The following is a 15,282-nucleotide window of genomic DNA, read 5'->3' on the forward strand; positions in this document are numbered from 1 at the left end:
TTATAAAAAAGGAACGATCCGAAAACTCGGATCGTTCCTTTTTTCAATGCACCTCTTCGGCACGGGTGGGCGGCGGCCCCTGATAGGAACGCTGCATGCCGCCGAAATCCAGCACGATCTTCTGGAGCACCGTGCCGGCGTCGCCGCACAGGATTTTCAGCGTGTGGCGTCCGGGCTTGCCGATGTGGAGCGTCGTCTTGTTCACCCGGCAATTCCGAAGCACGCTCTCGTACCAGATCTGGGCATATTCGATCGACGAGGTCGAGGGGTTCATCACCGGACCTTCGTCGATGCAGACGCCGTACTGGGTTTCGAGGTTCGTCGCCTCGTGTCCGGCGTATCCCCGGTCGGCGCTGATCACGAAAGTCGGCAGTACATAGGTGTAAACGTCGACCGAACCTTGTTCGAACGTGTAGAAATCGTATTCCACGCAGGGAACTTCCCGTCGCCGGGTATTCTGTTTCGGCATCGTCGGATCGCCCAGTTGGAGCGCCGTGTTCTCGATGCCGAGGTTCGGAACGGGGCGGATGCGGATCGCATCGTTCTCGCGTTTGCGGTGGTAATCCGCCGCCGGGATCGAGATATATCCGTTGTGCTGGACGTACACCCCTTTCAGTTCTTCGCGGGAGGGGGAGGCCGGATTGAACACCGAAACCAGCACGCGGCGACTCTCCCCGTTCTCGGCGGTGATCGTCAGGCTGCCCGACACCTCGTCTCCGACGGGGACCTTCGTCCAGTCCACCGACACCTCGATCCGCTCTTCGGAGCGCGTCGTGCCTGCGTTCCGGCTCAGCACGATCCAGTCGTCGCTGGCGGAAGCGCTCCATCGCAGCGGTTCGCGTCCCTTGTTGTAGACGTCCACGAAAGAAGACCGGCGCAGGAACGTATTGAACGTCGGGAGCATGTGGAAACTGCGCAGTCCTTTCATCACATCCTCGCCTTCGGCCGCGATTCCCAGTTCGGCTTGCGGTGCGAGCGATGCGCTCCGCAGTTCGGGAAGCTGGAAGTAGGAGGAGGCGAAGCCTTGGTTCATCGTCATCACATGGTCCCACTTGCCGCCGAGTAGGGCGTTGTAGCCCGCCGTGATTACCCGCAGGCTATCGTGGCACATGCGGCTCTCGGCGGCCAGCGCGTCGGTTGCTGCGCGCTGCTGCGTGGCGTAGCGGCGGTTCTGTTGGCCGCGGAGGACCATTCGGTTCAGCAGTTCGCAGGCTTTCACCGGATAGTAGAGCACTTGGTAGAAGCACGCCTTGTTCTCCTCGGGCATCCGCTCCAGCAGCGAGGTGACACGTCCGGCGATCTGTGCGTAGGCTTCCAGCCGCCGGTCGGCCTCGCGGTAGTTGGCGAAGGAGAAATCGGTGTCCGTGTTCCGCTCCTTGCCATGCTTGTCCGTGGCCCATTGGTAGCCCCAGCCCATGAATTCGGGCTTGCGGACGAATGCGAGGTGGTAGAACGTGTCGGAAATCTCCCGGAACAGGTCGAAATACTCCCGGCCCAGCAGGCCGCTCATCCACTCTGCGCGGTAATCCGCGGCGCGCCGGAAATCGAACGAGTCGATGTCCCAAGCCATCGTCAGAAAGAAGTCAACCGCGAACTCGCACGACTTGATGTCGCCGGCGTTCAGCAGCCATACGCGGTCGGCCGTCGAATCGTAGGCCTTGCGCAGCTCTTCATACATCAGCGTCGGCGAGGTGGTGTTCATCCACAGGTAGTCGTGCGGACGGCCCAGATAGGACGAGTGGTAGTAGACACCCGAACGTCCGGAGCGCTTCTGTTCCGCGGGACTGCTCAGGCGCTTCATGTAGCCGTAATTGTCGTCGGGCCAGATGATCGTCACGTCGTCGGGGAGCTGTAACCCCCGGTTGTAGACATCGAGCACCTCCTTGTAGGGCGTGAACACCTGCGGAATTTCTTCCGCGGGCCTGCCCAATACGTCTGTCAGAATCTGCCGCTGTGCCAGCAGGGCCTCCTGCATGGTGGCTTTCCGCGCATCGAGGTCCTCGCTGCCGGCCATCGCCCGGTCGTGCAGACCCCGCAGGGCCAGCGTGTAGACGTTTTCATAGGGGGACGATGTTTCGACCCGCTCTTTCAGCACGCGGTCCACTCCGGCCCGGTTATTCACATAGTCCCAGTCGCCCATCGTCTTCGAGTCCCACTCGCTGGCGGTGTTCAGCCCCAGCGGTTCGCAGTGCGACGAGCCGATTGCGATCCCGTAGCGGTCGGCGATCCGCATGTTCTCGGGGATTTTGTAGAATGCCGTCGTGGCGTCGTGCATCGCCGGAGCCAGATAGTTGGCCTGCAGGCGGAGCAGCAGTTCGCACACCTTCTCGTAGGTCTTCGGGCCGATGTTGCCCAGCTCCTTCTCGAAGTTTTCCTTCGCCCAGCGGTAGAGACCCCAGTCCTCGTCGTTGATGAAGATGCCGCGGTATTTCACCGAGGGGCTTTCCGACGTGAAGTCCGTGACGCGCAGCGTCAGCCGGTCGCGGTGTTTTACGGGGGCGTCGGCCCACCAGTACCACGGGCTCACGCCGATGGCGCGCGATACGGAGAGCAGTCCGTAGGCTGTGCCGCGGCGGTCGCTGCCGGCGATGACCAGCGCTTTGCGCACGCCGTGTCCCGGACGGTCGACCAGCCGGATCGCGTAACGTTCCCAGCCGCCTTCGACGGCCGAAACGTCGATCTTTTTCGCTGCGATCAGTTCGTCGATCCAGCGGCTCTGGCCGATCGTTCCGACGATCACGGCGCAGCGGGTCTTCGCAGGAAATTCCTGCCCGGCGACGACCGGAATTTCGCGGCCTGTCACGCGGGCTACGTCCGCGGCGAAGAGTCCGGCGGCGGTTTCCACGACCGAGGCGTCGGCCGCATCGTAGCAGACGGCGGCGCAGTCTGCGGCGACCAGCTCGAAGTCCGTGCGGGCCACAGCCCGTTCGGTCAGCGTGACCTGCGCTTGCAGCGCGGCGGCCTGCATCCACAGCAGGGTTAAGGTCAAGAGGGTTTTTCGTATCATCGTTGTCTGAATTTTAAAAGTGGGAAAAGGCCCGAAGATTCGTTCTCCGGGCCTTTCCGATTACAGTCCCGACAGCTTATTTCTTTTCGCGGCCGAGATAGATTTCGTTGATCTGGATGGTACCGCCCGGGTTGATGCCTCCGTTGGCGACTCCGCGTGCGCAGTAGAAGCCCAGATAAGGCGAGGCTGTGCTGACATCGTTCCAGCCGATGAACCGCAGGTAACGGTAGTCGTTTTCCGGAATTGCGACGTTATCCGTCAGCAGATTTTCGTAGACGTTCGGATCGGGGGTCAGCGCGACGCGTTCGGCGATGACCTCGAAGTTCGTACCGTCGTTGCTGCCTTCGATGCGGTTGAAGCCCCACCAGCGGACGAGACGGTTGTCGTTGTTGTTACCCTCCGGACGGTGACGGATACGCACATAGTTGACCTTGCCCGGATTGTCGCCGCGGTCGATCTGGAACCAGATCTCGGCGTCGGCGGGGATGCTGCTGACCCTGCCCGGACGGTCCATCGACAGCGTCGTGCTCTCGTTGCCGTCGATAGCGGCGGTCGCACTGCTTCCGATGGAAGTGTCGGCCTTCCAGCCGTGCGAGAAGCTCATCGACCATTTGCTGCGATCCCAGTCGCCGTAGAACTCGGTGATCGTCACCTCGATCGACGCCTTGATCTCGGGATGGTTCCGGGCGGCGGCCGTGATGGTGACGCTGCCGCTTCGGTGGCAGATCATGCGGCCCGTTTCGGGGTTCACCGACGCGATTTCCGGATCGGAGGACGAGAAGACCACGCCTTCGTTCTGGTCAAGCGGCTCGACCGATACATAGAGGTTGTAACCTACTTCGGCATACGCCTCCATGGTCGGTTTGGAGAAGGCGATCGACTCGATGTCGATGGGAATCTTGTCGACGACCGTTACCGCGAAATAGGCTTCGATGCCGCCCACATAGATCGAGATCATGGTGATACCGGCTTTCTGTGCCGTGATGATGCCTTTGGGGCTGACCGTCGCCACTTCGACGTTCGATGAATAGAAGAGTTCCGCCAAGTCGGTGGCGTTCACGGGCAGTACCTTCACTTTCAGCGATACGTCTTCCGTTTCGCCGACCTCCAAGACGAGGCCGCCGCTCAACTCCTCGTCGAGCACGACGCTCTCTGCGGGAACATCCATCGTTCCCGGTTCGGGTACGCCGTCTTCACAGCCGGCGCCCAGCAGGGCCGCTGCGGCAAACAGACAAATAGTTATCTTTTTCATAATTTGAAAAGTCGTTTTTTCGGTTAAAGATTCCGGACCCCGGCGGCCAATTCGACCGCCGGAGCCGGAAAGTTATTCGTCGAGGCCGAGATAAAGTTCCGCGATCTGACAGGTACCGTTATTTCCCGTAAAGTTGGCTGCCTTGCCGACAAACCGCAGGTAGCGGTAATTTACTGTCGAGGGGAACTTTACATTCGATGTCGTACGATAATCGTCGATATTTCGGGTGCCGCCGTCGTTCGGGTCGAGCTGCGATTTGTAACTCATATCGGGCAGCTCTACATTTTCGGCAATCGGCGTCCACTCCGAATTGTCGTTGCTGCCTTCGATGAGCGTGAAACCATTCCAACGGCAGCCGCGGTCGGCGTTGCGTACACCCTGGTGCATGATGCGGAAGTAGTTTACACTCCTCGGCTGCTGCATATCGACCACGAACCAGATCGTGTCTCCGGCGCCATTCTTGCCGGGACGGTCCAGACCGAAGATCGTTGCATCGGAAGCCGGAATCGATGCGCTCGCCGTCGGGAACGAACTCGTGCCGAATACCTCGTCGAGCGCGGCCGTGGCGCTGCCGCCGGTACCCTTGATCGGTCCCGATGCCGACATGCTCCAGCCGGTGCGGTCGAGGTCGTTCGAATCGGTAATGTTCAGGGTGAAGATCACCTTCTTGGCATTGCCCTGGGCCAGACTTTTGTGGTTTTTCGCCGTAACGACTACCGTGGCTGTACCCACCTTCTTGCAGGTGATCAGGCCGTTTTCGTCGATGTCGATAAATTCGCCGTCCTTGTTGACGATCTGATACGCCACGCCTTCGTTCTGATTCGTGGGGGTGATGACTAGGCGCGAATAGAGATCGTAGGTCGCCGTTCCGTTCTTAAGCTCGACGCTCGCCGTACCCAGCGAGTTGTTCCAGCGGCCGTCGGTAATCGTAATGGTCTCGATGTCCACCGGAACATCTTCGGCGACGGTCAGTTCGAACGATGCCGAAACTCCGTCGACCATGACGGAAATCGTCGTTGTGCCGACCGTGAGCGCCGTTACGAGTCCCTCGGCGCTGACCGTTGCGACGGTCTTGTCCGACGAATCGTAGCTTTCTGTGCGGTTCGTGGCGTTCTCGGGCTTGACGGTCGCCTTACCGGTGATATCGAGCGTTTCCCCTTTCTTCAGCGTAACGCCTTTGGTCAGTTCATCGGGCAGTGTGACTGTCTCCACGGCGACTTTCTCGACCGTGAGGGTGAAGTGAGCCGATTTGCCGTCGACGGTGACCGTGATCGTCGTTTCGCCGATTGCGATCGCCGTTACGACGCCTTCCTCGCTGACCGAGGCGGTCGTCGGGACTGACGACTCGTAACTTTCCGTCCGCTCGGTGGCGTTTTCGGGGGTGATTGTCGCTTTGCCGGCGATATCGAGCGTTTCCCCGATCTTCAGTGTGACGCCGTCGGCCAGTTCGGCAGGCAGCGAGATGCTTTCGACGGGAATCTTTTTCGCTTCGACCTTCACTTCGAAATGCGTGTGTTTGCCGCCCACGCTGATTGTGACCATCGCCAGACCCGGCTTCACGGCCTTCACGACGCCGGCGTCGTCGACCGAGACGGTCTCCGGGTCCGACGATTCGTAGGTTTCGGCCTTGTCCGTGGCGTTCTCGGGGCGTACCGTCACTTTGCCGGCGATGTTGGTCGTCTGGCCGACCTCCATCGTGATACCGCCGCTCAGCGACGAATCCAGCGCGATTGCCGAGACCGGGACCACTTTGTCCGTGTCGGAACTGTCGTCACAGCCGACGCCCCACAGGACGGCCGCTGCGAACAGGAATATACTGATTTTTTTCATCATCGTAAGTTTATCGGTTTATGCACTCTACCAGCCGGGATTCTGTACGAGCATATCGCTGCGCTTGATTTCGTCCAGCGGAATGGGGTAGAGGTAGTTCTTTTTCTTGAAGACGCGGGTCTGCAGTTTCGTGCGGGTGTAGTAGGCGGGCTGGGGCTGATCGACGTTCATACCGTGGAAATCACCGCCCTGACCGCCCTCGCCGGGCGCCTTGTCGGCAATCATCCAGCGTCGCACGTCGAAATAGCGCTGCCCTTCGGTGGCCAGTTCGATGCGGCTCTCGCGGCGGATCGCCTCGCGCTGCAGCGTCTGGTCACCCTCGATGGCGGGATTGAGGGTCTCCAGATCTTCCAGTCCGGCACGCCGGCGCACCATGTTGACGTATTTCAGCACGTCCTTGTTGCCCGGATCCACTTCGTTGAGCATCTCGGCATAGAGCAGGTAGAACTCCGCCAGACGGAAGATGATCACCGGACGGTACTTCGAAGTCACGGCACCGGAGATGTTGCCGCCGTAGACCGTGCGGTTCATGCGCTTGTAGAGCAGGTAGCCCGTCAAGGGGGCGCCGTCGGCCACCGAGTTGTCGTCCTTGCCGCCGCGGTAGAACTGGATCTCCTGATTGCTCATGTGCCACTTCATGCCCGAGAAGGTGACGGTGTTGTAGAAACGGGGTTCGCGGTCGATGTACATTTTCGATACCTGAACGTCGTTGTACGTTCCCATCTCGGCCTCGTTGGCCGGGTAGAGTTCCGACTTGGGCAGGAACGAGGTGGCCTTGACCGGCTTGCCGTCCTTCATGTAGAAGTCGTCGACCAGCTCCTGAAGGACGTGGAATCCGCCCTGTCCCTGAGGCTGCGAACGCGGGGTTGCGAAAGTGTCGAATTTCTGTTCGCCCAGCTTGCCCCACGAGTTGGTCGAGGTGGCCCAGATGATCTCCTTGTTGTACTCCTGAAACAGATTGTAGAGGTCTTTGTCCGGATTGCCCGTGTTGACGAGTTCGTAGCGGCTGCCCGATTCGGCGTAGTCGAGGAAATCGCGCAGACGGTCCACCGCCGTTTGCAGTTTCGAGTCGTCCCGGTCGGGGAAGAGCCGTTTTCCGTCCTTGTTCGTCAGCGCCACTGCCTCGGACCATCCGCCGTTGAAGAGCGGGCTGGCGGCATAGACCCACAGCTTGGCGCGCAACGCCAGCGCAACGCCTTTGGTGGGTACGGCGCGGAGGTTCTCGTTGTCGTGGTAAGGCTCCTGAGCCATCTCCTCCATGCACTCCTTCAGCTCCTTGTCGATGAAGGCGATCACCTCGTCGAGCGAATTGCGCGGAAGGTCGAGGTCGTCACCCAATTTCATCGAATGGTCGACGATGGGAACAGGGCCGTACATCTCCATCAGGTAATAGTGGTAAGCCGCACGCATGAAACGGACGTTGGCCTTGTAGAGTTTGATCTCCGCCTCGGTCAGACGGGCGGCGTCGGGACCTCCCTCGTCCACGATCGGACGGGCCTGTTCCAGAAAGATGTTGGCCTGCCGGATGCTCTCGTAGAGCGTGTTCCAGCGCTGCGAATTGCCGTTGGACGAGTTCCACTCGGTGTACTTGCCGGCGTTGTTGGCCAGTCGCGTGTAGATTTCGTCGGTGTATGCGGCCCATGGATTTCCCATCGGGCTGTCCGTGACCCAGACGGCCGAATAGTCCGGACGGTTGTTGAAGACCTGAGAGTACCATTTCTTGGTGCGGTCGACATTGCTGAATACCTGCGAGATGTCGGAAATGCCGCCGGCCAGCTCGTCGGATACGTCGAGGAAACTGCACGACCAGACTGTGCAGGCCAGCAGTCCGAAGGAAAGTATTTTTACAAAATTCTGTTTCATAGTTCGTTCTCCTTGATTAGAAGTTCACTTCGAGTCCCAGCGTGAAAGTGCGGGACATGGGATAACTCATACCTTGGTTGCGGTTGCCCTGTTCGGGATCCCAGTACTTGATGTCGTCCCAGACGCAGAGGTTGTTGCCCAGCATGTAGACGCGGACGGCATCGAGCCGGATTTTGCGGAGGAAGTTCTTGGGCAGGTTGTACCCGATTTCGAGGTTCTTGAAGCGCAGGAAATTGCCGCTCCGGAGCCACCATGTGCTGGGTTCCTTGTTGACGTTGTGGCTGTAATGGCTGTGCAGACGCGGCATTGTAACGTCTTGGCGCGGGTTGTCGGCCGTCCAGCGGTCGAGGAACGGCGTGCGGTAGTTGGATTTGTCCTCATACCAGTTGAAGGGCCAGAAATGGTTGTTGCCCGAGGCCAGCAGCACCGATGAGTTGCCCGTACCTTGGAAGAAGGCGCTTACATAGAAGCCCTTGTATTCGACGTTGAGGCCAAAACCGTAGTTGATTTCGGGATTGTAGGGGTGCCCTACGCCGCGTTTCTTGTCGTTGCTGTCGATTACGCCGTCGTGGTTCAGGTCGGCATACTTGATGTCGCCCGGGCCGAGGGTTCCCTGCAGCGCGACGGTCGGAAGTCCCGGACGCAGTTCGTAGGAGTAGGTCCCGTTGGGGTTCTGCGTGCGGATGAAGTCGTCCTCGGTGTAGAGACGTTCGGCGATGTAGAGCGTGTTCTCGTTCACGCGCGTGCCGGTGATCCGCTGGTAGTCGTAGAGCTGTTTCAGCTCATCGTACTCGATGATCTTGTTGCGTGCGAAGGTGAACGTTCCGCGGGCGCTGACGCGGACCTTGCCGAAGTTGTGGCTGGCGTTCAGGCTGGCGTCGACACCCCAGTTATCCACAATACCGTAGTTCTGCCACGGTTTGGCATGGAAGCCGGCGACACCGGGGATCGTGTTGCGCTCCAACAGGATGCTCTTGCGGCGGTTGTTGAAGTAGTCCGCCGTCAGCTCGATCTGGTTGTCGAAGAAGCCGAGGTCGATGCCGACGTTGCGCTTGGTTTCGATCTCCCAGTGGATGTCGTTGTTGATGAAACGCAGGTCGTAAATACCGGCGCCCATGCCGTTCGAGGCTGAGGTCCCGATGCCTTGGTTGAAGGTGTGGCCCTCGGTGTTGAATGTCGCCCGGTAGAGGAAGCGGTCGGTTCCCGTATTGTCGTTACCCGTGCGGCCCATCGAGAGGCGGATTTTTGCGTTGTTCATCACCCGTTTCAGTCCCTCGGGATAGAATTTTTCGTTGGAAACGAAGTAGCTGACGCCGACGGCCGGGAAGAAGCCGAAGCGGTTCTTCTTGGCGAAAGTTTCGCTGCCGGTGTAGCCGAAACTGCCCTCGATGAAATAGCGGTTGTCGTATGAATAGGTTACGCGGCCCACGACGCTCTGTTTGCGGTAGGGAAGCACCGGATCGTTTTTTTGCTGCTCTTTCTGCATGTAGAGGATCATGGCGCTCACGTTGTGGACATAGTTGAACGTGCGCTGGTAGTTGATGGCGCCCTCGATGTATATTTTACGCAGGTAGCTCGTCGAGGTGAATTTGGGATCCTCGATTTCGGGCGATCCCGACGAGGTCGTGGTGAAGATCAGGTTGCCCTCGGCGTCACGGCCGCTGGCGTGGTAGAGGCTCGGCCAGTAGTCGCGCAGCGTCGCCGAACTGCCGTCGTAGTCGAAGCTGACGCTTCCGCGGACGCTCAGGCCCGGGGTGATGAATTTCAGGTCCTGCTCCAGTTTGATGTTCGATTGGATTTTGACACCCCACTCCTGTCGGTAGCCCTGATTGTAGAGCATGTTGTAGGGGTTGCGGTTGTTCGAGTCGGCCTGTTTCTCGTAGGTGGCGAGCGTACCGTCGCTGTAAATGGCCGGGAAAAGGTATGAAGGCGTGTGCAGCATGAAGCTGAAGATGTCGTCGGCCGAGCGGTTGGCCGTGCGGCGGTGTACATACTGTCCCGAGAGGTCGACGCTCAGACGCGTGGTTTTGCTCACCTTCAGGTCGACGTTGCTGCGCAGGTTGTAACGTTCGAATCCGAAGTTGCTGTCGTATTTGCCGTTGGGGTTCTCCTTAAAGACGCCGTCCGACTGGTAGTAGGCCATCGAGACGAAGTATTTGGCGTTCTCGGCGCCGCCGCGGAAATTGAGCGTGTAACGCTGGCTGTGTACGGCTTTGCGGACCAGTTCGTCGATCCACTGCGTGTTCGGATAGAGGTCGTTGTCCGCGCGGTCGCGGTAGAGCTGGATTAGTGCGGCGCTGAAGCTGGGGGTGAGTCCGTCGTTGGCCCGGGCTTCGTTGGCCAGTTCGAGGTAATCCCACGAATCGACGAACTCGGGCAGACGCTGCGGCGAGGCGATCGACTGCTCGATGCGGAACGAGATTTTGGGCCGCGAGATTGTACCGCGCTTGGTGGTTACGAGAATGACTCCGTTGGCACCCTCGGCGCCGTAGACGGCCGTCGCCGCGGCATCTTTCAGGATGCTGAACGTTTCGATTTCGTCGGCCTCGATGTTGTTGATGTCACGGGGAATTCCGTCGACGAGCACCAGCGGGTTGGTTCCGCCCTTGAAGGTGCTGATGCCGCGAATCCAGAACTCGGCGTCGTCGCGTCCCGGCTCGGCGCTGCGCTGGATGCTGATCAGACCTGCGAGCTGGCCTGCGAGGTTGCTCGTCAGGTTGCTCGACGAAGACTGCATCAGGTCGCGCGACCCGACGGTGGCGATCGAGCTGACCATCGCCTGACGCTTCTGCTTGCCGTAGCCGACGACGACGACCTCTTCGAGCAGGTCCGTGTCAGATTGCAGTTTGATGTTGATCACTTCGCGTCCGTCGGTCGGGAGCGTCTGCGACAGGTAGCCGATGTAGCTGACCGTGATCTGCTGTTTGGGCAGCACGTCGATGACGAAGAGTCCGTCGGTGTTGGTCGTCGTACCGACATTGGTGTCCTTGATGTAGACGGTGGCGCCGACCAGCGGTGATCCGTCGGCGTCGGTGATGGTTCCGGTGATGCGTCGTTTCCCCGTCTGTGAGGAGGCGCCTTGTGCATAGACTGCGCCGACGTTCACCGACAGAAACATCACGAGAAGCAGGGTGAGGCCCACGCTTTTCAGGGTTCTGGCGTACCCGATGCTTGTTTTATAAAATTTTTCCATACGGTTTTAGTTGATTGATAATGATTCAGGGGTTGTCCGGGCTGTGGAAGCCCGTGGTCCGGAAGGCGGGTTCCGCCCCGGACCGAATGTTCCTTCATTCGGTCTGCTGTATTTTTTTCATAGGCATGCAGGAGAGTTTTAGGTTTGTTTTCGTGACGTTTTATTTCTGTTCGTTTGCCAGTTCGGTCAGCGCGTAGGCGCACCACATCACGGCCGCCTGCCCGTGCAGGTCGCCGGTGTATTTCTCCCGGTCGCGGTAGTATGCGTAGCTCGTGCCGGCTCCGGTTCCGCAGCAGACGTTCCGGATCTCGAAATTCGACAGCAGATAGTTCTGCAGTCCCAGCCAGCCCTTGCGGGCTACCGTGCCGTAGGTCTTCTCGTCGAGCCAGCCGTTTTTCACGCCGAGGATCATTGCATAGGTGAACATCGCCGATCCGGAGGTCTCCTCCCACATGTCGCCCTGATTGGGGTAGATCAGTTGTCCCCACAGGCCGCTGTCGTACTGATAGGCGCTCAGCGTGGCCATCATTTTCTTGTATTCGGTGAGGATGCGGTTGCGGTAGGTGTCGTATTTCGCGCTTTTGGGGAGCATTCGCAACATCTCAGGCATACCTACGGCCATCCAGCCGTTGCCGCGGGCCCAGAAGAATTTGGCGGTGGGTGCGTGGTAAAAGACCCCGTTCTCGCCCGGCAGCTCGTCAAGATAGAGGATCATCTCTTTGGCGGCCCGTTCGATGTACTTCTCGTCACCCGTGGCCAGATAGGCCTGCGACTGGAGTGCCGTAATCATGAACATGTCGTCGATCCACAGACGCGTCTGGTACGAATAACCTTGGTCGTGCCACTTCTTGGCGTTGGGCAGCTTCTCAGTGTATTTCGGATCGTCGGGCAGCTCCCACTGCTGGTCGGCGTAGCGCAAGCCCAGATCGAGATATTTTTTGATGTCCGCCTCGGCTGCTCCCCGCTGTTTCTTGATGTAGTAGATGTGGAGCGGTACGGCGCCGAAGATGTTGTAGTCCACGGCGTTGTTTTCCGTGCGGGGGATCTGCGTCACGAGGCTCTTGTTCGGCTGGATGTTTTTGTCGTCCACCTCGAGGAACTGGTCGAATTTCGCTACTAGCCGGTTGAACAGGTCGTTGTTCCCGGCCGCCTCGGCGTACCAGAAAGCTCCCAGCCATGCACAGATGTCGGGATAGGAGGTCAGCGTGCTCTTCGAACTCGAATGCATGTCGCCCCAGTTGGAGTTTCCCGAACGGATGAAGAGTTCCACGACGCCTTCGCCGACCGTCTTGGGGTCTTTTCGGTCAGGGAAGGTCACCAGATCGTAATCTTCGACTTCGGGTGTCGGATCCGGCGTGGGGGTGGGTTTCCCGCCCCCGCCGAGGGTCGCTTTCTCGCTGCACCCTGCCACGCTCAGTCCGGCGAGGGCGATTCCGAGAAGGAATGTTTTCAGCATTTTGCACATAATGGGTTCTGTTTATCTGTTTCGGGCCGGTTTGTAAGGTTTTACGTCGCAGGAAAGGGCGTAGGCGCACCACAGCATTGCGGCTTGTCCGTGCAGATCGCCGGTCAGGCGGCGGCGGTTCTGATACCAGTCAAAACTGTTTTTGGCGCCGGTTCCTTCGCAGACATTGCGGAGGTTGTCCTTCTCATCGAGGTAGGAGAGCAGCGTAATCCATGCCTTGCGTGCGGCCGTGCCGTAGATTTTCCGGTCGAGCCAGCCGTTCTTCACGCCCAGAATCATCGCGTAGGTAAACATGGCCGTCGAGGAGGTTTCCTTCCACGAGTTGGGGTTGTCGATGATCTGCCGCCACATGCCGTCGTAGGCTTGGTAGCGCAGCAGTGTCTCCATCATCTGCAGATAAGCCGCCTTGATGCGCGGAAGATAAGGATTGTCTTTCGGGAGCATGCGAAGCATCTCGGCCATGCCTACGGCCATCCAGCCGTCGCCCCGGCCCCAGAAGTAGGGCGTTCCGGTGTGGTGGTAGAAGAGTCCGTTGGGACGCTGGATGCGGTCGAGGTAGAGTGCCATTTCACGGGCGGCGCGGTCGATGTATTTCCGCTCGCCGGTGACCAGATAGGCCTGAGCCTGCAGGTCGGTGATCATGAACATATCGTCGACCCACAGACGTGTCTGCCACGAGTATCCCTCGTCGGCGTATTTCTTCGCCTCGGAGAGCTGTTTGTAGAGCTTCGGGTCTGCGGGAAGTTCCCATTGGCCGTCGGCGTATTTCATGCCCAGCTCCAAGTATTTCGGATCGTGGTTACGCTTGTAAATCTCTAGGGGTACGGCGCCGAAGACGTAGAAGTCTACGACGTTGTGGTCCTTGGGGAAGAGGTTGGGCTGCAGGTTTTTCTGCGTGGTGAACAACGGTTCGAAACGCTCCACGAGCCGGGTGTAGAGACTGTCGTTGCCGGTTCCTGTCGTGAACCACAACGCGCCCAGCCACGCGCAGACGTCGGGATAGGTGACCAGCGTCACCTTGTATTTCGAATTGATGTCGCCCCAGTGCGAGTGCGGGGTCTGGAGATAACGCTCGGTGAGCCTCACGCCGATTTCTTCGGGCTGACATCCCTTCGGGAAATGTTTCAGGTCGTAGCTTTTCTGTGCCCGGACATTCGAGGCTGCTGCGAGCAGCAGCAGGGTCTGTACGGCTAAAAGGAATTTTTTCATGCGGATTTCCGGTGTTTTATTCAGTTCGTGTTACGAATACGGGTGTTTTCAAAGGGTCTCTCCCGAGGGCAGGAGCAGCGATTCGCCCCATCCGGCGCCCTTTCCGAAGTTGGGCGTGCCGTCGGCATTCCATGTGAACTTCTCCACGAAGGGGTAGCGCTGACCCCAGCCGCCGTCGGAGTAGCGCATGGCGTGGTAGACGATCCAGTCTTCGGTTCCGTCGGGCGATTTGGTGAAGGTGCAATGGCCCAGTCCGTTGACCCCGGATACCGGTTCCTTCGTGTTGTCGCAGCGCCAGAAGACGTAGTTGCTCGATTTCTGCCAGTCGTCGGGATTCATCGGATCGCCGTCGTTCATGTCGAGCATCAGCCAGGCCAGCCGGTAGTTCTTGGTCCATGAGGGGTTGCAGGAGTAGACGATGAAGAGTTTGCCTTTCTCCTCGTTGACGAGCACGGCGGGACCCTCGTTGATTTTGCGCCCGTCCAACGTTTCCCAAGACTGCGTCGGGGTCGAAATGACGACCATCGACGAGGAGATGGTGCAGGGGTCCGACATCGTGGCGATGCGGATCTGCTGTATGTCGTCGTTTTTCCCGTTGCCCGACCAGACGGCATAGCGCTGTCCCTTCAGCTCGAAGGTCGTCAGGTCGATGGCATATTCCGTGTTCTCCACCGTGGGCTTGATGCCCGGCTGGTAGTTATAGCCCGTGAAGAGCATGCCCATATCTTCCCATTCGCCCAGCGGATCGTCGGTCTTCGAGCGGAGCACACCGCTGCGCTGCGTGCTGTAACCGTCGATTCCGTCGTAACCGCGGCGTCCGGCTGCGTAGTAGACATACCAGCGGTCGCCGATGTGGAACATTTCGGGAGCCCAGAGGTCGGCGACATTCCACGGTTTGGCGGGGCCTTCATAGGGGAGGCTCCACTTCTTGGTGGTGCTGTTGATCACGGTGAGCCGCGTGGAGCGCGAAATGGCGATGCCGTTGCCGCTCGCCTTGCAGGTGTAGTAATACTCGCCGTCCTTGACGATGTACGGGTCGGGCATCGTGGAGATATTGCCTCCGAGGGTGACGGGGTTGGTGAAGGTCAGTGCCGACTGCGTGATGAGGATCTCGACCGGATTGACGCCGTCGGCCGTGAAGCGGACGGTTCCTATGCGTTTCTCCGTGTCGTTCTCCTCGAAGGAGATGCGTACCGAGAGGTCGCCCTTGCCGCTGCTGCGGTCTACGCTGAGCCATTTGCTGCGCGGTTCGGCGACCCATTCGGCGTTCGACGAAACGAATACCTCGAGCGATCCGGCCTTGTTGGCGACCATCTTCTCGTTGAAATTGAGTCGGAGGTACGGTTTCCCGGAGTTGCCGCCGCCGGAATCGTCTTTGCTGCAGTTGCTGCAGCATAACATTGTCGAAACGATGGCCAGAAGGGCTGTTAAAAAGAAAAATGTGCGTTTCATATTCAGTTTGT

The 15,282-nt window shown here is 59.2% G+C and carries 8 protein-coding genes; all 8 read right to left on the bottom strand.

The genetic code is table 11. The features are described 5' to 3' along the window. Window positions 1–43: 43 nt before the first annotated feature. The 8 genes from BN5935_RS05505 to BN5935_RS05540 all read right to left on the bottom strand — a co-directional run bounded on the left by BN5935_RS05505 (window position 44) and on the right by BN5935_RS05540 (window position 15,271). Window positions 44–3,007, bottom strand: a complete 2,964-nt coding sequence (locus tag BN5935_RS05505; RefSeq protein WP_235821027.1) for a glycosyl hydrolase 115 family protein — start codon at window positions 3,005–3,007, stop codon at window positions 44–46. Window positions 3,008–3,083: 76 nt separating this feature from the next. Beyond that, the gene (locus BN5935_RS05510; protein ID WP_064975236.1) at window positions 3,084–4,259 is read right to left on the bottom strand and encodes an Ig-like domain-containing protein; all 1,176 of its coding nucleotides are present in this window, start codon (window positions 4,257–4,259) and stop codon (window positions 3,084–3,086) included. Between the two features lie 72 nt (window positions 4,260–4,331). After that, window positions 4,332–6,089 (bottom strand): Ig-like domain-containing protein, encoded by a 1,758-nt coding sequence (locus tag BN5935_RS05515; protein ID WP_064976850.1) that lies wholly within the window; start codon window positions 6,087–6,089, stop codon window positions 4,332–4,334. Window positions 6,090–6,116: 27 nt separating this feature from the next. Then, complete coding sequence (locus BN5935_RS05520) at window positions 6,117–7,952, bottom strand: RagB/SusD family nutrient uptake outer membrane protein (protein ID WP_064975237.1); 1,836 nt, start codon at window positions 7,950–7,952, stop codon at window positions 6,117–6,119. Between the two features lie 16 nt (window positions 7,953–7,968). Beyond that, on the bottom strand, window positions 7,969–11,145 hold the full coding sequence (locus tag BN5935_RS05525; RefSeq protein WP_064975238.1) for a SusC/RagA family TonB-linked outer membrane protein: 3,177 nt from the start codon (window positions 11,143–11,145) through the stop codon (window positions 7,969–7,971). A gap of 160 nt (window positions 11,146–11,305) precedes the next feature. Further along, window positions 11,306–12,610: a glycoside hydrolase family 88/105 protein gene (locus BN5935_RS05530; RefSeq protein WP_064975239.1), complete on the bottom strand. Its 1,305-nt coding sequence runs from the start codon at window positions 12,608–12,610 to the stop codon at window positions 11,306–11,308. 12 nt (window positions 12,611–12,622) lie between these two features. Then, the gene (locus BN5935_RS05535) at window positions 12,623–13,819 is read right to left on the bottom strand and encodes a glycoside hydrolase family 88/105 protein (protein ID WP_064975240.1); all 1,197 of its coding nucleotides are present in this window, start codon (window positions 13,817–13,819) and stop codon (window positions 12,623–12,625) included. Window positions 13,820–13,867: 48 nt separating this feature from the next. Then, window positions 13,868–15,271, bottom strand: a complete 1,404-nt coding sequence (locus BN5935_RS05540) for a family 43 glycosylhydrolase (protein WP_235821028.1) — start codon at window positions 15,269–15,271, stop codon at window positions 13,868–13,870. Between the last annotated feature and the right edge of the window lie 11 nt (window positions 15,272–15,282).

This window comes from Alistipes provencensis, assembly GCF_900083545.1.
GTDB lineage: Bacteria > Bacteroidota > Bacteroidia > Bacteroidales > Rikenellaceae > Alistipes > Alistipes provencensis.

Bases quoted from the DNA above. Each gene is read 5' to 3' on its own strand.
- BN5935_RS05505 (WP_235821027.1), bottom strand. From the start codon at position 3,007: ATGATACGAAAAACCCTCTTGACCTTAACCCTGCTGTGGATGCAGGCC.
- BN5935_RS05510 (WP_064975236.1), bottom strand. From the start codon at position 4,259: ATGAAAAAGATAACTATTTGTCTGTTTGCCGCAGCGGCCCTGCTGGGC.
- BN5935_RS05515 (WP_064976850.1), bottom strand. From the start codon at position 6,089: ATGAAAAAAATCAGTATATTCCTGTTCGCAGCGGCCGTCCTGTGGGGC.
- BN5935_RS05520 (WP_064975237.1), bottom strand. From the start codon at position 7,952: ATGAAACAGAATTTTGTAAAAATACTTTCCTTCGGACTGCTGGCCTGC.
- BN5935_RS05525 (WP_064975238.1), bottom strand. From the start codon at position 11,145: ATGGAAAAATTTTATAAAACAAGCATCGGGTACGCCAGAACCCTGAAA.
- BN5935_RS05530 (WP_064975239.1), bottom strand. From the start codon at position 12,610: ATGTGCAAAATGCTGAAAACATTCCTTCTCGGAATCGCCCTCGCCGGA.
- BN5935_RS05535 (WP_064975240.1), bottom strand. From the start codon at position 13,819: ATGAAAAAATTCCTTTTAGCCGTACAGACCCTGCTGCTGCTCGCAGCA.
- BN5935_RS05540 (WP_235821028.1), bottom strand. From the start codon at position 15,271: ATGAAACGCACATTTTTCTTTTTAACAGCCCTTCTGGCCATCGTTTCG.